Here is a 20960-nt window from a genome sequence, read left to right on the forward strand (position 1 = left end):
CTGCTTGTTACGGTTTAAAAAGCGCTGACACACTCTCCCCTGTATGGATATGTTTAATGGCCCGGGCAAAAAGTGGTGCCACGGACAAGGATTTCAGCTGGGGAAACTGTTTTTCTGCAGGGATATGCACCGTGTTGGTGACCACGATCCCGGATATGGCGGTTTTACTTAAATTTTCAACAGCCCGGCCGCAAAGAACCGGGTGGGTCGCACCCACATAAATATTAGCAGCACCTGCCTGTTTTAAGGTATCAACGGTGCTCACCAGGGTTCCTCCTGTGGATATTTCATCGTCAAAAACAATGGCATCCAGACCCTTAACATTACCCACAACAAGTCCCTGCTGAACGTTAGAATCGCTGAGTCGACGTTTGTCAATAATGGCAAGGGAGGTGTCCAGACGTTTGGCAAACCGGCCGGCCCTTTTAGCCCCGCCGGCATCCGTGGCCACAACCACCACCTTTGAAAAATCCAGTAATCCTGCAAAATAATCACAGATTGTGGGCATGGCGGTTAAATGATCCACGGGTATGCTGAAAAATCCATGCACGGCATCGGCGTGCAGGTCCATCGTCAATACCCGGTCTGCCCCGGCAGTTTTCAAAAGATCCGCCACCAGGCGGGCTGCAATGGAAATTCTTGGGGCATCTTTTTTATCGGAGCGGGCATATGAATAATAGGGGATGACAGCAGTAATCCGCTTGGCAGATGCGCTGCGCAAAGCATCCAGGGTAATCATCAGCTCCATGAGGTGATCACTGACAGGTGTAGTTAAGGACTGGACCACGAATACATCCTCTTCCCTGACACTTTCTTTAATTTGAACAAATAAATTGTCATTTGAAAACCGGGACGTTTCCATGGGACTTAAGGGGATTCCGATATGCTTACAGATTTCCGTTGCCAGATCCGGATTGGATCCACCGGAGAATATTTTTAAATTGTCTGTCATTTTAATTTTCCTGAAGGGAGTTTTAATTCGCGTTTTTTAATATCAGTTTAACGGCCAAGAAACAAGAGACAGAGGATGAGAGACAAGCATATATTTTTTTATTACAGAATGAATATATTAAATATTAATTTAAAAAAACTAATAGTAATAATAACCAACATTTAAATGTTTATTATTGATATAATTATTTGATTATATACGATATTATTTTATTTATTTTGTTTAAAATTCGGAATAAAAATTTTTCAAAAATACAGGGTATTGGAAGCCTGTTTTTTTAAGGGTCCATAAAACAGATTTTTTGAACAATTTATCATCAGGTTTGCGTTCATACCCTGATATCTTTTAAATCTTAGGTATTCCAGTTAGTTAAAATTTTTTTTTCGATAAGTTTTAAAACAGGGTGTCAATAACTTTGATAATGTTCGTGATCTGAGACGAAAATACTTGTTGTGCCCGAAATTGTGTTCAGCATGATATCCTTGATTTTTCAAGCTGTTGAAGTTTTCATTTTCCATTTGGCCCTGCCGGCTCAGCTTGGGGTGATCCGTTCGAATGCAGTATCCGTTTTCCGGCATTGATTTCACAATCCTGCTTTTTGCTACCATCGGTATTCTTTATGGGTTCAGGTGCTAATGGAAGTACTTGACGCTTGTCTGGATGGGCAACAGCGGCACAGAGAGCTTGATGGGAGTAACTGACGGTTCCATTGCGGTGTTTTTTCTCCAAGTATGAAGGACAATTGACGCTCTCTGACTGAAAATATTGTGTTCCGTCAATCGGGATAATATAGTCGTCTTCTAAAAAAGCCGATTTTAAAGTTGTTTTGATGTGCATACTTTAACCAAACTTTTGGCAGACCAAGGGAAATTGTATAGGTGCATTTATTTAATTGACTGTTGCAATTTTTGACAGGGAATGTTTAACCATTCCAATAATGGTGATTTTAAATAAGTAACTATAAACAATGGAGTAACCTAATGAAACTGCACCAAAATATCGTAAGGTTTCTACTGCTGCTATCATTAATCCTAATAGTATCTGGTTGTGCAGTGTTTGAGGGAGGGAATGTGCCAGAAACCCATCTAATTCCAATAGCGGAAATGGATGAGCCGAAACCTTCGATTTCATATGATATTAACGCAATGGGAGGGCTTTTTAGTACAGGTAATTTACCTGAGCACGTCCAGAACATAATTGCTGGGGAATTATTGCAAACATTGGAAAAGTCTAATTATTTTAGTCGTATTTCAAAGAATGATGAAGAAGCAGATCTTAATCTCTCTGTCACAATCAAAAATACGGGCAACCCAGCAGCTATGATTCCGGCATTCATTACAGGCTTAAGCCTCTATACTATCCCCTCATTTGCAACAGACAATTTCGAAGTTAGAGCCGTAGCGAAAAATAGACAAGGACACAGCAAAGAATATGTCTTGTCGGACACCTCAACATTAGTTCAATGGTTGCCAATGTTGTTTGTTTTTCCAGTAAAAAATTTTTCCGTACTTCCTGAAGTTAGGAAAAATATGTATCGGAATGTCTTAAAGCAAATGAAAGATGATGGTTTTATTTCAGGAGGTACTACAGTAAAAATATCCGGGGCTGATTCAAGTTAATAAAACATAACCAGACAATCAAGTCGGACAGCAACCACGGGCGGTTATCGAGTTTCTTGCTATATTCATCTTCAAGGTTTCTGGCTGAAAAAGACAAAGTTGCTGCCGCTTATTTACAAGGTTTATATGAAAGTCTCCAGCAACTAACTGGATTCTTTCTACCTTTGTTGTGGCCGAAGCCTATATGTAGATAGACCAAGGACGGCCCGTGGCCGTTCTATGAAAGTAAAACCTTAAGGAGGTGATTTTGTCGGAGAATGTGTAGTTATACCTTTCGAAAATATGAATTTTAATTTAAAGGAGTCCTTTTATGTTGCGATATTCTATAGTTTTTTATGTTACGATTATTCTTTCATCTTTTTTATTTTTGACGGGTTGTGCTTCTAAATTTGAACTGATAGCTCCAGAACCGCCGGTTAAATATGAAAAACTTGGCAAAGTATCAGGTTCTGCAACAGGTTCTCTTGGTGTTGCAGGTACCGCATACTATGTTGTCCCAATGGCACTCAATTCTCGTGTTAATAGAGCTTATGAGGATGCACTATCTAAATCACCTGGAGCGACTTCACTTATAGATGTAACTTATGAAGAATCATGGTTCTGGTGGATCCTTGGCACTGCAAGAACAGTCACTATTTCAGGTGAAGCTATTAAGGAGGTTAAGTAATGAAAATAAAATTAAATACGCTTTTAGTTATTCTTATTAGTTTAATCCTGTTTTCTGGCTGTGCTGGACAACCGATAAAATTAAGCTCTTCCCAAGCCCAAGCTGGTCATAAAAATGTAGATTTTAGCAAGGGGAGAGAGATTTCAGCTACAGCAAGTGGGTTTCAACTTTTACTTTTCATACCTATCCAAATCAATAGCCGCCATGAAAGAGCACATCAAATGTTGATTGATCAAGCTAAAGGCGATTACATAACAGACATTCAGGTTCAGGAATCATGGAGCTATGGATTTGTTGGAACTGTATATACCACGACTCTTAAAGCAATGGCACATCCTTACAAATAATTTGCTTTTGAATAGTCATTACCGTTCCAATTTTATGCTATTAATTGCATAAGCAAGAGTGTGTTTGTATAGGGACGGTGAACACAGAGCCGTTTTTGAAGATTGTACTGCGCATTAAGTGTTTTGGTTATTCATGGTTCTTGCCACGAATCCGCCGCCCCTTATGTATGTCGTTAAATTTTTGATGAGTTTGAGCTTTTAGGTTGAATAAAAGATTTTTAAAAATACAAGTTACTGAAAGCCTGTTTTTAAGGGTACATAAAACAGGCTTTTTAAACAATTTTTTATCAGGATTGAATCCAATCCCTGATAGCATTTAGATCCGATGTATTCCAGTCATCTGAAATTCTTTTCTCGATGAATTTTAAAAACAGGGTGTCAATAACTTTGATAACCTTCATGATTAAAAAGGTTTTTTCAATAATAAGGCCCTCTATTTCATCCTCTGATGCGGATGTGTCAATGGTTGGTGTTTTTAAACCGGTGATATTGAAGCTTTCACCTTTGATGGAAAATTTATACTCTTCTTCGCCTATCCTGCAGATCAGGTTCATGTCTGTTACCCATGCCCCTTTTTTAAGGGCGGTGGTCCCTTCTTCAAGGCCGGCCTGATCACCTTTAATGGTAATTTTTTCCTTTGATTTATCTCCCAGATTGTTTTCAAGACTGATGGAATTTCCAATTTCAAAGGTTACCGGATCTTTTGAACTTGACAGGGCTGTAATATCCTGGTCCGTTTCAACCAGGTACCAGATCCAGGTTAAAAATTCGTTGCCTAAAAATCCATATTTATTGTAAGCAGTAGCTATATCCAGCATTATGCACCTTTCTTCATATTTAAGGGCGACAGCGCCAACGCCCTGTCTTTTTTATCATTTGAAAAATTGCCCAGCTTTTCTACGATTGTATAGGGAAATATTTTGATGGGTTTATGGTCAAAGGATTTGAAAAACAGAGTTTCAAATAGTTCATTTGCCGCTTTTTGGGTTGAAAACAAAATTAGGTTCTTATCTTCATAATCCCATAACACATCATAAATATTTGGAATGAATGGTGTTTTATGCATCAGAATATCAATGACCATCTCCTTTATTTCAGCTTTTTCATTTTTTGAAATAAAGGGTCTGCCGCTCTCTTTCTTTTTTTTCTCCGTTTCAATGGCCATATGTTTTTGAACCAGTTTGGCTGGGATTGATTTTTTATCAATGCGCAGGGAAAACGCAAAATAGGTGCCGAATAGAAATGAAGCTGATTCAAAATTCGGATTGTACGGGGTTTCAAGTGGGGTCCATCCGGCTGAAATTTCATCGTATTCGTTTTCAATTTCAGGGATGGCGTTTTCAATCAGTCCCCGGCGGACACCTTCTGCAGCACCGTCAGGAAATTCACCATCAATATAATAACGGCTGATGGAATGGGTGGAAGATATCAATCCCATAGTAACTCCTCTTGTTAAATATAAAAGTTATGGGCCGTCCTTGGTCTATTTACACCCAGGCTTCGGCCCACAACAAAGATAGAAAGAATCCAGTTACTTGCTGGAGGCTTTCATATAACAGCCATGGGCTGATCTGGTCTATCGAGACCCAGACTCAGCCCACAACGAATATTAAAAGATCTGTGTAGGTTACACAGATCTTTCATATAAAAATTTTTTTTGCGTCTCGTAAAAAAAAATTATTCCACGACCCCTTCTATCTGGAGTCTGACGGACTCTTTTCCAGGTGCATCTGTTCGGACTATGAGTTTCCGCTTGAATGACCTGCCGCCATAGCCCGAGGTGTCAGCTTTAACATGTATAATGCCTATTCCTCCCGGGGCAACGGTTTTTGGATAATCGGCAACTGTGCAACCGCATGACGTAACAACTCGCACGATGGATAATACACTATCCCCGGGATTATTAATAATAAAGTCATGGGTGACCTGTGTTCCTTCGGTTACGTTGCCAAATGAAAATATGGGTTCCTCTACCATAATATCTGCACCGGCATATGACATGCCTGTTGCAGCCATCCACACAATACAGACTGCAAAAATGATTTTGATTGATACATTTTTTATGTTGTTATCATTTTTGAATTGCTTAGACATAGATTCTCCTTTACATGCTTTTTTTATACTATTTGCAAGCCAATCTACCCCACGGGTAAATTTTCGTATACACTCAGGTGAAGCCAAAAAAATGATACATAAAAGAAGTTTCTATATTTAAATGAGTTTTTTATATGAAAGTCTCCAGCAACTAACTGGATTCTTTCTATTTTTGTTGTGGGCCGAAGTCCGGGTGTAGATAGACCCGGTCGGCCCATGGCCGTTAGAAAAATCAGGTAGTGATTGTTCATCAGTGCCTATCCATAAATCAGGCATCAATAATAAGATAAAAGAAATCGTTTATCAACGTTGGATCATTAATCCAGAAAGTTCATTTTATATTTTTTCCAGATATCCAGGGCAATGCGCAAGGGTTTAATCATGGGTACGGTATAGGTATGCAGTTTCCTGTCCGCCATAAAGGTTCTGCAACGGTCCACATATTCGGAAAATCCCCTGGGAGATACAATCAAAGGCTTGGTCAGTTCCTGTTTAAGCTCCACCAGCCGCTCGGGCAGGTACTCGCTTAAAAGGGGAACCTGCAGGTAGATGGCTGCGATAATCACATCCGTATTGGGATCCTTGTCCACAATTCTAATGGCTTCAAGGAGCCGTTCATCCCGGCAGTTACCCAGAAGATCAATGGGGTTGCTGCCTAAATTGCTCAATATTTTGTCTTTTACTGCCGACAGATCCGGTTTCAGATCTTTTTCAATCAGTTTTTTAAGTTTTTGTTTGGTTTCACAGGTAAATTGCGCCAGGGCCATTCCTTCTTGCGTAACCTGATCCGCCAGAAGAATACCGGCCCCGCCCCCTACACTGACCACTGCAATCCGGTTACCATATGTTTTGGGCTGGCTGGTGAGAATGGACAGTATATTAACTATGATTTTCGGATCCTCTGTAAGTTCTTCAATAAGATAAAAACCGGCTTGGTCACAGCAGGCCCTGAATGCCTCATGGGAACCGGCAAGGGATGCCGTATGAGATAAGGCTGCCTGGGCCCCGCCTCCCATGCCGCCTTTAATAATCAACACGGGTTTTTTCTTTGCCACCGTTTTTCCCACCTGCAGCAATTTCAGTCCGTCGGCCACACCTTCCAGATAGACGGCGATAATTTTAATTCTGGGATCATCCCCCATGTGGGACAGTATTTCAGGCACCCCACATACCGCGGCGTTTCCGATGGATACCCATTTTCCCAGATTTTGGCGGTCCGCACCCAGCATTTCAAGCAGCTCAAGGCCAATGCCGCCGCTTTGGGATATAACGCCCAGGCAATTGGACGGGGTAACGGGAACAGACCGCTGTACCGGAATATAGTTGGTGTTCAGCCCTGAAAAATTATCAATCACTCCCATACAGTTGGGGCCGATGAATGCCACTTTATAGGTTTCGCTTAAGTTTATAAGCTTTTCTTTCAGATCCAAGCGGCCTATTTCTGCAAATCCGTCACTGAAAATAATGGCGCCTTTACCGCCCAACTTGCAAAATTGCTCAAAAATTAAGACGGTCTTTTCTGAATTCACCGCAAATACGCAGATATCCGGAACCTCTGGCAGGTCGTCAAGATTTTGATAACAGGTCAGTCCATGGATGGTTTTCAGTTCAGGGTGAACCGGATAAAGTTTTTCGATTTTCATGCAGTTTTTAAGAATAACCCCGCCCTGGGTACCTGGCCGGGAAGCACCTACAACGGCTACGGATTCGGCATTAAAAACGGCATCCACACTTTTGCGCTTCCAGTCACTGATCCGCCGCCAGGACGGTGCCACAAAATCAGGATCCCTTATCAGTCGTGTATCTACAATGGCATATCCGTTTTCATAAACAATAACCGGGTTTAAATCCAGCTCGCAGATGTCAGGATTTTCCGCCATTAATCCGGATACGCGAATGGTCAGGTCGATGATGGCTTCCCTGTCATATACCTGGCCCCGGAACCCGTCTAACACCTTACCGGCCCGGGTTTTTTTCAGCATACGTTCCACATCCCGGCGGGTAAGTATACCGATTCCCGGCGCCGCATCTGAAAACAGTTCCACAAAAATGCCACCGACACCCACCATGGTTATGGGACCAAACCCCGGGTCCTGTCTGGCACCCACGAGAAGTTCAAATCCTTTATCCACCATTTTTTGGACAAGCAGACCCTCATTTTTTTCCCTGGAGAAACGGCCCATGAGTTTTTCGATTGATTTTACTGCGGATGTAACTTCATCTGGATTTTTCAGATTCAGCCGTACAGCGCCCTGGTCGGATTTATGAATGATTTTTTCACAAACCGCTTTGACAACCACCGGATAACCGATAGCTCCAGCGGTTTTTAACGCATCTTCAAGACAAAAGACCTGTTTTCCGGAGGGCAAAATGCCATATTGGGACAAAAGCTTGGCACTTTGGTTGAAATCTAACGGATACTTTTTCACTGCACTGTATCCTTTTTTTATGTATTATGTATTAAGGCTGCAGTTCTTCCTTGAGCATACAACAGGCGATTTTATAGCGGGGGAATTGGTTATCATCATAGGACAGATTTCCCGGCTGTATTAATTTATTCATTACACAACCTTCGGGAATCTGCAAAGAGAAAAAATTTGTTTCATTTATTTTGGGACGGGGTGTAAGCGTGTTGTTCATTATTTCATAAGAATGAAAGGGAAAATCTTCGCATAAAGGACATTGGTACACCCGTCCGTTGGGGAATATAAAATAGTTGTCCGCCACATTGGCAGCACATTCAAAGGTTTCGTCATGGGTAAGAAACACCTTAGGGTAGGTAACGATAATTCCCTGTTCTGCAATCTTTTCCGCGGTTTTTGGAATGGTCTCCTGCCAGATTGATTTGGATACCTGGTGTCTGGCATCTGTGTTTTCCGTTTCTCCCCGCAAACCCACCACCTGGATAAAAAACCGAGAAATCCCAAGGCCCTTTACCAATTCAGGCAGCTGTGTGACCTCATGAATATTTTTTTCAGAGACCGTATAGATCATTGAGCAGGTGAACCCTTTTTCCACAGCCTTGCTGATACCGGACATGACGGCATCAAAACAGCCTTCTCCCCTGATGGTATCATTGGTCTCTTTGCTGACACCGTCCAGGGAGAATGAAAAAAAGTCAATCTGATTCGGTGTTATTTTGTCCAGAATGTTGTGAAATAAAAAACCGTTGGTATCAATGGTGATGGATTTAAATCCCATGGAACCGGCAATGGATACGACTGAAGCAAGATCCGGATGGAGGGTGGGCTCACCCCCTAGAAGAATAAGATTGGTATCCTTTGCTTTGGCAGAAAAAATGCCGAGCCAATCTCTAATCGTGTCCAGGGAAAGGGTGTTGCTCCCGTGCTGGTCCCGGTTGATATAGCAATGGGCACAGCGCAGATTGCACCGGGTCAGTATGTGGAAGAACAGATTGGTACTCTGTCTTGAAAACGCAACGGTTTGTTTTTTCACTTTTATTGGCTAGTCTGGCTAATGGATTATAAAATGGGCGCCAACGGCGCTTCGTCCTCTTGTTTCCAGTTCCTTGACACCTGTTAACCCATACACTGCTTGGTAAAATTAGGATCAAAAGGCACGGGATAGGTACCGTCAAAACAGGCCTTGCAGAAATTGGCTTCGGGATCATTCACCCCGGAAGCTTCCAGCATGCCTTCAATGGACAGGTAATGCAGGGAATCCAGTCCAAGGTACTCAGTCAGTTCATCTAAAGGTTTCTGGGCCGCAATCAACTCTCCCTTGGATGAAAAATCAATGCCGTAGTAACAGGGAAACTTATGGGGGGGGCAGGATACCCGCATGTGTATTTTTCCGGCACCCAACTCCTTTAGTGCTTTAACACGGGTTTTGGCTGTGGTGCCCCGGATAATGGAATCTTCAACAATGATAATATCTTTACCTTTGATCAGTTCCCGTACCGGATTCAGCTTCACCCGCACGGCAAAATCCCGCATGGACTGGGTGGGCTGAATGAAACTTCTCCCCACATAGTGATTGCGTATCATGCCCATTTCAAAGGGGATGCCAGATTCTGAGGCATAGCCGATGGCCGCATAGTTGCCGGAGTCTGGAAACGGCATGACTATATCTGCATCCACATGGGATTCCTGGGCCAGGCGCCTGCCATGTGCCTTTCGCATTTCATAAACGTTTTTGCCGTCAATGGTGGAGTCGGGCCGGGCAAAATAGATATATTCAAATATGCATAACGATTTTTTGGCAGCCGCATTGGGATGTTTAATACTTTTGATACCGTCTTCATTAATAATAACGATTTCACCGGGGTCCAGTTCCCGGATGAATTCGGCCTGGATCAGGTCAAAGGCACAGGTTTCAGACGCCAGTACATAATGCCCGTTCAATTTTCCCAGAGCCAGGGGCCTGAATCCGTTGGGGTCTTTCATGCCGATGATTTCACCCTTACAGGTGAGCAGAATCATGGAATAGGCCCCTTCGACCTTTGAGGCCGCCTTTAATACGGCTGATTCATAGTCACCCTTTATCAGGTTTTTGATGAACAGATGCAAAAACACTTCCGAATCCATGGTGGTCTGAAAGATGGAGCCCTTTTCTTCAAGTTCTTCTCTGATGATGTGGGCGTTGACCAGATTACCGTTGTGGGCCAGGGCATAGGAGCGGTGCCGGTGGTTGACCACAAAAGGCTGGGCATTGGCCAGAACGGAATCACCCGTAGTGGAGTAACGGACATGGCCGATGGCAGATCCGCCTTCAATGCGTTCAAGGTCTTCCATATTGAAAATTTCAGGTACAAGCCCCATGCCTTTATGGGAGAAAATTTTGTCGTTGACCCCCCGGTTCACGGAGATGCCCGCGCTTTCCTGCCCTCTGTGCTGGAGTGCATAAAGCCCGAAATAGGTGATTTTCGCCGCTTCCGGGTGTTTATAAAGGCCAAAAACCCCACATTCATCTTTAGGGCGTTCACTTGGCGTGAAAACGGGGCAAGTTTTACAATTTGGGTGGATGGTATTCATTTCTGGTTATCCAATAATTTAGTTCTCTTTGTGATAATGCTGGAGCGGCTTGACTGTTAAATTTTCTTTTTTCATGGCCTGGATAGCCAGGCTGATGGCCCGGGCCCCGTCCGTGGTCGTGGCATAGGGTATTTTATATTTAATGGCGGCCCTGCGAATTTCATAGCCGTCTCTTTGGGTCTGGCTGGACGCGCCTGTATTTAAAATAAGCTGGATTTCACCGTTTTTCACGGCATCCACTACATGGGGCCTGCCTGCGGATACTTTTTTCACAAATGTGGAGGGTATTTTGTTCTCTTCCAGGAATGTAACGGTTCCCCGGGTAGCCATGATGGTGAATCCCATGTCATGGAAAAGTTTAGCCACAGGCAGTGCCGCCTTTTTATCCTTGTCCTGGACAGATATAAATACAGTGCCTTCCTTGGGCAGTTTCTGTCCGGCAGCAAACTGGGATTTGGCCACAGCTGCACCAAGATCCTTGTCAATACCCATGACTTCGCCTGTGGATTTCATTTCAGGCCCAAGAACAGGATCCACCTTGGCAAAGCGGTCAAAAGGCATCACCGCTTCTTTAACACAATAATAGGGCGGGATGACTTCTTTTGTTACGCCAAGTTCCTTAAGGGTTTTGCCCAGCATGACCTTGGTGGCAAGCTTTGCCAAAGGCACGCCGATGGCCTTGGAGACAAAGGGGATGGTCCGGGATGCCCTGGGATTAACCTCAATGATATATACCGTGTCATTCATAATCCCGAACTGGATGTTCATCAGACCCTTGACATTCAGTTCTTTGGCAATGGCTTTGGCCGCATCCGACATTTCTTTGATATGGTGCGCTTCAATGGAATAGGGCGGTAGTACACAAGCGGAATCGCCGGAATGAATGCCGGCCTCTTCAATATGCTCCATCATTCCGCCGATGACGGTATCCTCACCGTCGGAAATGGCGTCCACATCCAGTTCAAAAGCTTCTTCCAGGAATTTGTCAATGAGTACGGGTTTGTCCGGAGATGCCTGGACCGCCAGTTCAAAATAGGATTCCAGATCCTTTTCATCATAGACGATTTTCATGGCCCGGCCGCCCAGAACAAAGGAGGGACGAACCATGACCGGGTATCCGATATCCCTGGCTACCTTTACGGCCTCTTCATAGGAATATGCAATGCCGTTATCCGGTTGGCGCAGGTCCAGTTTTTTAAGCATGGCCGCAAACAGATCCCGATCCTCAGCCCGGTCAATGCTTTCCGGACTTGTGCCGATGATGGGCACCCCTGCTTTTTGAAGGTCCGTGGCTAGGTTCAAAGGCGTCTGGCCGCCGAATTGGACAATCACCCCAAAGGGTTTTTCCTTTTCAACGATGTGAAGTACATCTTCCCTGGTCAACGGTTCAAAATAGAGCTTGTCCGAGGTGTCATAGTCCGTGGAGACCGTTTCCGGGTTGGAGTTGACCATGATGGATTCCACCCCTTCTTCCCTTAACGCAAAGGAGGCATGAACGCAGCAGTAGTCAAATTCAATGCCCTGGCCGATGCGGTTGGGACCTCCACCTAAAATGATTACCTTTTTCTTGTCCGCCACCCGGGCCTCGCATTCGCTTTCATAGGTGGAGTAATAGTAAGGGGTAACCGCCCTGAATTCTGCCGCACAGGTATCCACCAGTTTATATACCGGAACAATGCCTAAGTCTTTTCGTTTCTGTTCGATCTGCTTGTCTGTCAATCCCCCGGACAGATAGGCCAACTGCATGTCGGAGAATCCGTATTTTTTTGCCTTTTCAAACAGATCTTTGGGCAGGTTCATACCGGCCAGTTTCAACTGTTTTTCAAGGTCCACAATCTGTTTCATCTGGTAGAGAAACCAGGGATCAATGGCAGTCAGCTCATGGATCATGGTGATGGGCATGCCGTGTTCAATGGCGTATTTAATGTAAAAAATCCGTTGGGAATTTGGGGTGGACAATTTGTATTCCAGATCCGTACCTGCCACTGATCCGGGTTCAGGATCTTTTCCGTCACCACCAAAACCGGCTCTACCGATTTCAAGTGACCGTATACCTTTTTGAAGTGCTTCCTTAAATGTTCTGCCGATGGACATGGTTTCACCCACGGATTTCATGGCCGTAGTGAGTATGTCGTCGGTTTCGGGAAATTTTTCAAAGGTCCAGCGCGGAATTTTCACCACACAATAATCAATGGAAGGTTCAAAGCAGGCCATGGTTTCGCCGGTGATATCATTGGGGATTTCATCCAGGGTATACCCCACCGCAAGCTTGGCTGCAATTTTGGCAATGGGAAAGCCCGTGGCCTTGGAGGCTAAGGCGGAAGATCTGGATACCCGGGGGTTCATCTCAACCACGATAATTTCCCCGTTGTCCGGGTTCACGGCAAATTGAACATTGGAACCGCCCGTGTCCACACCGATTTCCCTGATGATGGCAATGGAGGCATCCCGCAGGGCCTGGTATTCTTTGTCAGACAAGGTCTGGGCCGGGGCCACGGTAATGGAATCACCTGTATGAACCCCCATGGCATCAACGTTTTCAATAGAGCAGATGATTACCACATTGTCCGCGTGATCCCGCATCACCTCAAGCTCAAATTCCTTCCATCCCAGAACAGACTCCTCAAGCATCACCTGGGTGATCAGGGAAGCGTCAAGTCCGGCCTTGGAAAGGTTTGCAAGCTCTTCCATATTATAAGCCACACCGCCCCCGGTTCCGCCAAGGGTAAAACTTGGCCGGACAATAATGGGAAATCCGATGCGCTGGGCCGTCTCTTCCACCTCCTGCATATTGGTGGCAAACCCGGATTTGGGAATTCTCAAACCGATCTTATTCATGGCATCCCGGAACAGTTCCCGGTCTTCTGCCTTGTTGATGGCGTCAATGGATGCACCGATCAGTTCAATATTATATTTTTCAAATATCCCTGTTTTGGCTGCATCAATGGTGGTGTTAAGCGCAGTCTGCCCCCCAAGGGTCGGCAGCACGGCATCGGGCCGCTCAATTTCAATCACCTTGCACAGGGTTTCAGCGGTTACCGGTTCAACATATACCCGGTCGGCTGTTTCAGGGTCGGTCATGATGGTGGCCGGATTAGAGTTGATCAGGACTACTTCAAATCCTTCTTCCTTCAAGGCCTTGCAGGCCTGGGTGCCGGAATAGTCAAACTCGCATGCCTGGCTGATGATGATCGGGCCGGCACCAATGATCAGAATTTTATGGATGTCGTTACGCTTTGGCATTTTCCATCACTTTTGCAAACTGGTTAAAAAGATAGGCCGCATCATGGGGACCTGGGGAGGCTTCGGGGTGGTACTGGACTGCAAACGCCCGGATGGCATCGTTCTTAAGCCCTTCCAGGGAGTCTTCGTTCAGGTTGATGTGAGTCAGGTGGCACTTGTTTTTGTCAAGGGTATTCAGATCCACAGCAAACCCGTGGTTTTGGGAGGTGATCTCAACTTTGCCGGTATCCATATTCTTCACCGGCTGATTGCCGCCCCTGTGGCCGAATTTAATCTTCATGGTTTTACCGCCCATGGCAAGACCGAGAAGCTGCATGCCAAGGCAAATCCCAAAAACTGGATAGTGTTCAAGAAGTTCGCGTATGGTTGCTACGATAGAGGTCAAAGGTTCCGGGTCGCCGGGGCCGTTGGACAGGAAAATACCGTCCGGGTTCAGTTGTTTTATGATCTGGGCAGCGGTTTTTGCCGGAACCACCAGCACTTCACACCCTGCGTTTTCAAGGCAGCGGATAATATTATATTTTATGCCGAAATCCAGGGCCACCACAGAATGTTTTTTACCTTTGTGGCGCCATATAAAGGGGTCTTCAAGGCTTTGGGCATCCACATAATCCGGGTTGTTGTCTTTCCAGAAATAGGGTTTTTGGGTTGTGACGTATTCAACCAGGTTCGATCCTTCCATGGAAGGAATCTGCTTGGCCCGTGCCACAAGGGATTCAGGGTCCAGGTCCGTGGTGGATATCATGGCTCTCATGGCACCGGATTTTCGGATATGCCGGGTCAGGGCACGGGTATCCAGGTCCTCAATGCCCAGGACATGGGATTTTATCAGATAGTCGGCAAGGGTTCCCTTTGATCTGAAATTACTTGGAAACTCCTGGTATTCTTTGACAATGAAGGCTGCCACATGAATACGGTCTGATTCAACATCTTCCGGACACACGCCGTAGTTGCCTATGAGCGGATAGGTCATGGTGACCATCTGCCCGTAATAGGACGGGTCGGTCAAAATTTCCTGGTAACCGGTCATGCTGGTGTTGAACACCACCTCTCCCTGGGCTTCCCCCGGCCCTGTAAAACTTCTGCAGGAAAATGTTCTTCCATCTTCCAGGGCTAACAATGCTTTCATATAGATTAATACCTGTCCCTTAAAATATTATGTAAAAAGCGTTCCGTAATCTATTTGGAACCTGTTTAAATATCATGAAAAAGCTTTAATTTTCAAGTCCCGGGGTTTATACAAAATAAATATAGCCGGTTTTTATGGCCTGAACTCCAGTTATTTACATAAAACAATTAAGTGAGGCATCATGAATAATCAACAAAAGATTGTCAGCCTGTTTCCCGCAGAATCCAATATCCCGGAAGAGTTTCGGATTCCAGAGCCCCTGGAACAGAGGGAATTTCTGGTTAATGGCGAGATTCATCACTGGGACGGTCCGGTGCAGGATGTGTTTTCGCCCGTATGCCTAGCAGTGGACGGTGGTTTAAAAAAGAAGCGCATAGGCAGTTATCCGTTGCTTACGGAAAAGGAGGCTCTGGACGCTTTGGATGCGGCCGGCCGGGCCTATGACAGCGGCCGGGGCCACTGGCCGACTCTGGCTGTGGAAGACCGCATCCGTCATCTGGAAGCGTTTGCCTACCGCATGAAGGAAAAGCGCGGGGAAGTCGTTCGCCTTCTTATGTGGGAAATCGGCAAGAACTTTCGGGATGCCTGCAACGAGTTTGACCGCACCCTGGATTATATCCTCGGTACCATTGACGCGCTCAAGGATCTGGACCGGGCCGGATCGCGGTTCGACATCACCCAGGGGGTGGCAGCCCAGATCCGCCGCGCGCCTCTGGGAGTGGTCCTGTGCATGGGGCCTTTTAACTATCCTTTGAACGAAACCTTTACCACCCTGATTCCGGCCCTGATCATGGGCAATACCGTCATCTTCAAACCGCCCAAGCTCGGCGTTCTGCTGCACCGTCCCCTGCTTGAGGCATTTCAGAGCGCCTTTCCGCCGGGGGTCGTCAATACCGTATACGGCAGGGGTGCCATGGTTACAGGTCCGCTTATGGAATCGGGCCGCATTGATGTGCTGGCCTTTATCGGCACCAGCCGGGTCGGCGATCGCCTCAAGAAGCAGCATCCCCGTCCCCACCGCCTGCGCTGTGTGCTGGGGCTGGAAGCTAAAAACCCGGCCATTATTTTGCCGGATGCAAAACTCGATGTGGCGGTTAAGGAGTGCCTTCTGGGAGCCCTGTCATTCAACGGTCAGCGCTGTACGGCCCTGAAACTTCTGTTTGTGCATGAATCCATTGCCGAGACGTTTCTGGACATGCTCTGCCAGGAGGTGGAAAAGCTTGAACCGGGCCTGCCCTGGCAAAACGGGGTGGGGATCACCCCCCTGCCCGAGGAGAACAAAACCGCCTATCTGCAAGAGCTTATCAATGATGCGCAGCAGGGGGGGGCGGCTATCCGCAATGAAAGCGGGGGCCTGGTCAATCAGACCTTCATGTTTCCAGCTGTGCTCTATCCGGTCGCCCCGCAGATGCGCGTTTTTAAGGAGGAGCAGTTCGGCCCAGTGATTCCAGTGGTTCCCTATAAATCTATTGAAGAACCCCTGGGGTATGTGACGGATTCGGATTACGGCCAGCAGATCAGCATCTTCGGCACCGACCCCGATCATATCGCCGAACTCATCGACCCCCTGGTGAATCAGGTCTGCCGGGTCAACATCAACAGCCAGTGTCAGCGGGGACCGGATACCTTCCCCTTTACCGGGCGTAAAAATTCAGCTGAAGGCACCCTGTCCATGTCCGACGCCCTCCGGGTTTTTTCCATCCGCACCCTGGTGGCCGGAAAACTCAATGATATCAACAAGGACATCATCTCAACCATTACGCGTGAGCGCAAATCCCGCTTTTTATCTACGAATTTTCTTTTGTGAACCGTTGATTCGCGGCGCTTGCGTCCAAAGGATAGGAACTTGTTTTTTGTCAACATGAAAATAATAACTGCCTTTGCAAGGGAAAATCCGTAGTGCTTCCAGGAGAACACCCCCTGGGAAAAGATTCTAACAGACGCGTTGACACCCTTGTCTCCGGCCTTGAAAAGCAAAGCGGTAAGCCATGAAAAACACGATAAAGTCCTTACTGGGTTTGACTCTCAGCCTGGCACTGTTCGCAGGCGCAGCCTTTCTGATGCACCGGGAGCTTTCTGTGTATCATTTCAAAGACGTGATTGCCACCCTTCGGAGTATTCCCCTGGGAATCCGGGTTTCCGTATTTTTTTTAACCGTTATTAGTTACGGTGTTTTGACGGGCTATGATACCCTTGGACTGAAGCATATTCATAAAAAAGTGCCCTACCCTAAAATCGCTTTGGCCTCCTTCACCGGTTATGCCTTCAGCAACAACATCGGGTTGTCAATGATCGCAGGCGCTTCGGTTCGCTACAGGCTGTATTCGGCATGGGGACTTTCAAGTTTCGATATCGCAAAGGTGATCGGGTTCTGTGCCGTTACCACATGGTTGGGTTTTTCGTTTTTGAACGGTCTGGCCCTTGTGGTGAATCCCGGACTTCTGGGTGCCGCCGTTCACGTAAGTCCCTGGTTGATTCGGGTTCTTGGCCTGTGCCTGATCACGATCGTCTCAGCGTACCTGGCCTTTTCCCTAGGGGGAAAGAAAGTGTTTTCTTTCAGGGGGCATGAAATCCGCGTCCCTGACCGTTTTATCGCCTTTTCTCAGATCGTGCTGGGTGTTTTGGACTGGACCCTGGCCGGCATGGTTCTCTATCTGCTGCTCTCACATTTTGGCGATCTGTCCCTTCCGGGATTCCTGACGGTTTTCCTGGTTTCACAATTGGTGGCGCTTTTCAGCCAGGTGCCGGGAGGACTGGGTGTGTTCGAATCCCTCATGGTCCTGTCCCTGTCTGCACAGATTCCGGCTCCGCATATCCTGGGCGCTTTGATTGCTTTTCGGGTGATTTATTACTGGATTCCCCTGGGAATTGCAGCGCTTCTTCTTGGAGGACAGGAGCTGCTCCGCGGAAAAAAACACACCACAAAACTGATGGCTCTGTTCGATCGCTGGGTCTCCCCCATAATACCCAGTGTATTCGGCTTCACTGTGCTTATCGGGGGAGCCATCCTGCTTTTTTCCGGGGCAACGCCTGCTCTGGGGTCGCGCGTTGAGCAATTGAAGGCGTTTTTTTCCCTGCCTTTCATCGAAGTTTCCCATTTCCTGGGAAGTATCGCCGGCATGGGGCTTCTTCTGCTTGGCCGGGGCCTTCAGCGGCGTCTTGACGCAGCCTACATGCTGAGTGTCATTTTGCTTTTTCTGGGCATCGCGGCCTCCCTGGTCAAAGGCTTTGATTATGAAGAAGCCGCCGCACTCACTGTAATACTGGCAGCCCTGTTGCCCAGCCGCAGGCATTTTTACAGAAAAGCATCCCTATTCAGCCAAAAATTCAGCCCGGGATGGACCACAGCCCTCCTGATTATCCTTATGTCGTCTACCTGGTTGGGATTTTATGCCTACCGCCATGTGGAGTATGCAGACGCCCTTTGGTGGCAGTTTACCTTTAAAGGAAATGCGGCCCGTTTCATGCGGGCCACCCTGGGCGTGTCGGTCATGGGGCTGTTTTTTGCGCTGGCCCGTCTAATGAGACCCGGCGTTCCCAATGCCCGGTTTCCCAATGACGACGAATTAAAAAACGACATCCTGCCCATCGTGCGCCGATCGGAAAGCGCCACGGCCAACCTGGCCCTTCTGGGCGACAAGCGGATTAATATGAACCAGAACAAAGACGCCTTTATCATGTATGGAATTGAAGGGAAAAGCTGGGTGTCCATGGGTGATCCCGTGGGGCCGGTGGCGACGTGGCCTGACCTGATCTGGCGGTTCCGTGAGTTGGCTGATCAGGCCGGAGGATGGCCTGTGTTTTATCAGATAAGCCATGAAAGGCTCCATATTTACCTGGATATGGGATTTACCATGGTCAAGCTCGGTGAGGAGGCCCGGGTTCCCCTTGAAACCTTCACCATCGGCGGTCATGCACGGAAAAACCTGAGAAGCTGCAAAAATAAATTTGAAAAAACAGGATACGTGTTCTCTGTTCTTGAACCGGAGCAGGTCTATCTTCGCATGGAAGAGCTCAAGGCCGTTTCCGATGCCTGGATTGAAAAAAAAAGCGGCCGGGAAAAAGGATTTTCCCTGGGTTTTTTCAGTCCGGAGTATCTGTCCATGAACCCCGTGGCCGTCGTGGAAAAGGACGGCAAGATCGAAGCCTTTGCCAATCTCTGGCAAAGTGCCGGAAAGCACGAACTCTCCGTGGATCTCATGCGGTTCACACCCGGTTCGCCCAACGGTATCATGGATTACCTGTTCACGGCGATTATACTCTGGAGCAAGGAAGCCGGTTATGCCTGGTTCAATCTGGGCATGGCACCTTTTTCCGGGATTGAGGCCTCCCATGTGGCACCGTTCTGGAACAGGCTGGGTGCCTTTGTGTTCAACCATGGAGAGACGGTATACAATTTCCATGGCTTGCGGCAATACAAGGAAAAATTCGACCCGGTCTGGTCGCCACGCTACCTTGCCGCACCGGGAGGGTTGGCTATGCCGGTGGTCTTTACCAATCTTGCGTCACTGATTTCAGGCGGTGTCAAAGGATTGCTTTTGCACTAACGGCCATGGGCCGACCTGGTCTATCAGTACCCAGACCAACCCACGACAAAACATGAAAGTAATTTACCAATGGCTTGATTATGGAAAACCAGGCTCCCCTGACAGCGAAGGAACGATATTGGGTTTAATTTTCCATAATTATCGAACGGCCCTCACCATCCTTAATCCTGTTGTCTCTACAACGACTTTCAGCTATGTTATCAGTGAGGTATGAGTGACGTGTGGTCATGGGTGAAACAGGGTTACAGAAATAAAGGAAGTTGTTATGACGTATTGCGTTGCAGTTCTTGTTGATAAAGGTATCTCGTACTGTTCCGACTCGCGGACCAGCGCCGGTGTCGATCAGATAAATACCTATTCCAAGATGTTTCGCTTCGGACAGGATGGAAACCGTCAGTTTGTTATTCTGTCAGCCGGCAATCTTGCCACAACCCAGGCAGTCATTGAACAATTATCCAAAGATATCTCCACCCAGGCAATAATCAATCTAAATACAGTGGCGGACATGAGTGAAGCTGCCGATTATATCGGCCAACTCAGCGTTAAAGAGCAGACAAAATCCGGCGGAGGCAATATCTATGAAGCCACATTCATTCTCGGCGGCCAGATTTTTGGAAAACCGCCACATCTGTCATTGATTTACCCACAGGGTAATCACATATCCACCTCCAAGGAGACGCCGTTTTTACAGATTGGTGAAAGCAAATACGGTAAACCGATTTTGGACCGCATCATTACACCTCAAACGCCTTTGAATACGGCTGCACTTTGTTCGCTGATTTCCATGGATTCAACCATGCGAAGCAATCTTTCCGTAGGACCGCCAATCGATATCCAGTTGTACCACACTGACAGCTTTATAGGTGGTGAATACTACCATCTGCCCGAAGACAGCGAATATCTCAGAGACGTTAATCGGATTTGGAATGAACGGATGATTGAAAGTGTTGCAAGCATGCCGCCTTTAGACAGCGCCCTCGCGGTAACCGGTGATAAAGGAAGTGATCCGGTTCTATGAAGAATACGATGAATCAGGTGCCATATGACTATCAACGATTATGATGAGTTGAAAAGAAAATATGATGCCTTGCTTGAAGAGCTTGACAGTCTGAAGTTTTGTAGCAATCAGGCAACCAGTGGAAGCTGACATTCATGGTGCCTGCGGGCCTTTGCCGTAATTATGCCATAAATCGCGTCAGTACTGAAAGCGCTAAAATTATGGTAATATTCTTGTTGGATCACCGATTGAACCACCTCTTCTGATGGGACGTTTGAAGTCACGGTCCTAAGCCATCCCATATACCGTTGCCAGATCGTTTCATTGTAGTTCAGTGCTAGTATTTGGAGGGTACCTGTAGCGATGCAACC

17 protein-coding genes are annotated in these 20960 nt (G+C 46.7%); 6 read left to right on the forward strand and 11 right to left on the reverse strand.

The genetic code is table 11. From position 1 onward, the window contains the following. Positions 1 to 7: 7 nt before the first annotated feature. Positions 8 to 952, reverse strand: coding sequence for a ribose-phosphate diphosphokinase (locus tag B147_RS0120850; RefSeq protein ID WP_020589149.1), 945 nt, complete (start codon positions 950 to 952; stop codon positions 8 to 10). A gap of 507 nt (positions 953 to 1459) precedes the next feature. Next, positions 1460 to 1789 carry a hypothetical protein gene (locus B147_RS31890; RefSeq protein ID WP_157237980.1) on the reverse strand — a complete coding sequence of 110 codons (330 nt, stop codon included), beginning with the start codon at positions 1787 to 1789 and terminating at the stop codon, positions 1460 to 1462. A gap of 143 nt (positions 1790 to 1932) precedes the next feature. Between B147_RS31890 and B147_RS0120865 the strand changes: the two genes are divergently transcribed. The 3 genes from B147_RS0120865 (at position 1933) to B147_RS30605 (ending at position 3585) form a co-directional block, all read left to right on the forward strand. Beyond that, positions 1933 to 2571 carry a hypothetical protein gene (locus B147_RS0120865; RefSeq protein WP_020589151.1) on the forward strand — a complete coding sequence of 213 codons (639 nt, stop codon included), beginning with the start codon at positions 1933 to 1935 and terminating at the stop codon, positions 2569 to 2571. Between the two features lie 310 nt (positions 2572 to 2881). After that, on the forward strand, positions 2882 to 3238 hold the full coding sequence (locus tag B147_RS0120870; protein WP_020589152.1) for a hypothetical protein: 357 nt from the start codon (positions 2882 to 2884) through the stop codon (positions 3236 to 3238). Next, entirely contained in the window at positions 3238 to 3585 is a 348-nt protein-coding gene (locus tag B147_RS30605; RefSeq protein ID WP_020589153.1) for a hypothetical protein, read from the forward strand. The genes B147_RS0120870 and B147_RS30605 overlap by 1 nt, the downstream gene beginning before the upstream one ends. Positions 3586 to 3872: 287 nt before the next feature. On the opposite strand, the gene B147_RS0120880 is transcribed toward B147_RS30605, so the two are convergent. From B147_RS0120880 to carA, 8 genes are all read right to left on the reverse strand, one after another. Then, positions 3873 to 4403, reverse strand: a complete 531-nt coding sequence (locus B147_RS0120880) for a hypothetical protein (protein ID WP_020589154.1) — start codon at positions 4401 to 4403, stop codon at positions 3873 to 3875. Continuing rightward, on the reverse strand, positions 4403 to 5023 hold the full coding sequence (gene rdgC, locus B147_RS0120885; protein ID WP_020589155.1) for a recombination-associated protein RdgC: 621 nt from the start codon (positions 5021 to 5023) through the stop codon (positions 4403 to 4405). The genes B147_RS0120880 and rdgC overlap by 1 nt, the downstream gene beginning before the upstream one ends. A 239-nt stretch (positions 5024 to 5262) precedes the next feature. Next, positions 5263 to 5679: a DUF1573 domain-containing protein gene (locus tag B147_RS29105; RefSeq protein ID WP_020589156.1), complete on the reverse strand. Its 417-nt coding sequence runs from the start codon at positions 5677 to 5679 to the stop codon at positions 5263 to 5265. A gap of 317 nt (positions 5680 to 5996) precedes the next feature. After that, entirely contained in the window at positions 5997 to 8108 is a 2112-nt protein-coding gene (locus B147_RS0120895) for an acetate--CoA ligase family protein (protein ID WP_020589157.1), read from the reverse strand. A 31-nt stretch (positions 8109 to 8139) separates the two neighbouring features. Continuing rightward, entirely contained in the window at positions 8140 to 9135 is a 996-nt protein-coding gene (locus tag B147_RS0120900) for a radical SAM protein (protein ID WP_020589158.1), read from the reverse strand. Between the two features lie 83 nt (positions 9136 to 9218). Then, the gene (gene purF, locus B147_RS0120905; protein WP_020589159.1) at positions 9219 to 10673 is read right to left on the reverse strand and encodes an amidophosphoribosyltransferase; all 1455 of its coding nucleotides are present in this window, start codon (positions 10671 to 10673) and stop codon (positions 9219 to 9221) included. An 18-nt stretch (positions 10674 to 10691) separates the two neighbouring features. Beyond that, positions 10692 to 13916 (reverse strand): carbamoyl-phosphate synthase large subunit, encoded by a 3225-nt coding sequence (gene carB / locus B147_RS0120910; RefSeq protein WP_020589160.1) that lies wholly within the window; start codon positions 13914 to 13916, stop codon positions 10692 to 10694. Beyond that, positions 13903 to 15045, reverse strand: a complete 1143-nt coding sequence (gene carA, locus B147_RS0120915) for a glutamine-hydrolyzing carbamoyl-phosphate synthase small subunit (RefSeq protein WP_020589161.1) — start codon at positions 15043 to 15045, stop codon at positions 13903 to 13905. The genes carB and carA overlap by 14 nt, the downstream gene beginning before the upstream one ends. A gap of 181 nt (positions 15046 to 15226) precedes the next feature. Here carA and B147_RS0120920 point away from each other — a divergent pair, with 181 nt between their 5' ends. The 3 genes from B147_RS0120920 to B147_RS29110 all read left to right on the forward strand — a co-directional run bounded on the left by B147_RS0120920 (position 15227) and on the right by B147_RS29110 (position 20610). After that, positions 15227 to 16852, forward strand: a complete 1626-nt coding sequence (locus tag B147_RS0120920; protein WP_020589162.1) for an NADP-dependent glyceraldehyde-3-phosphate dehydrogenase — start codon at positions 15227 to 15229, stop codon at positions 16850 to 16852. A gap of 181 nt (positions 16853 to 17033) precedes the next feature. Next, the gene (gene mprF, locus B147_RS0120925) at positions 17034 to 19592 is read left to right on the forward strand and encodes a bifunctional lysylphosphatidylglycerol flippase/synthetase MprF (protein ID WP_020589163.1); all 2559 of its coding nucleotides are present in this window, start codon (positions 17034 to 17036) and stop codon (positions 19590 to 19592) included. 265 nt (positions 19593 to 19857) lie between these two features. Continuing rightward, positions 19858 to 20610, forward strand: a complete 753-nt coding sequence (locus tag B147_RS29110; protein WP_020589164.1) for a proteasome-type protease — start codon at positions 19858 to 19860, stop codon at positions 20608 to 20610. 107 nt (positions 20611 to 20717) lie between these two features. Here the strand turns inward: B147_RS29110 and B147_RS32545 are convergent. Then, positions 20718 to 20960, reverse strand: a 243-nt coding sequence (locus B147_RS32545) for a hypothetical protein (protein WP_026259761.1), incomplete at its 5' end; no start/stop codon positions are given.

Origin of the sequence: Desulfobacter curvatus DSM 3379 (assembly GCF_000373985.1) — a bacterium.
Lineage (GTDB): Bacteria > Desulfobacterota > Desulfobacteria > Desulfobacterales > Desulfobacteraceae > Desulfobacter > Desulfobacter curvatus.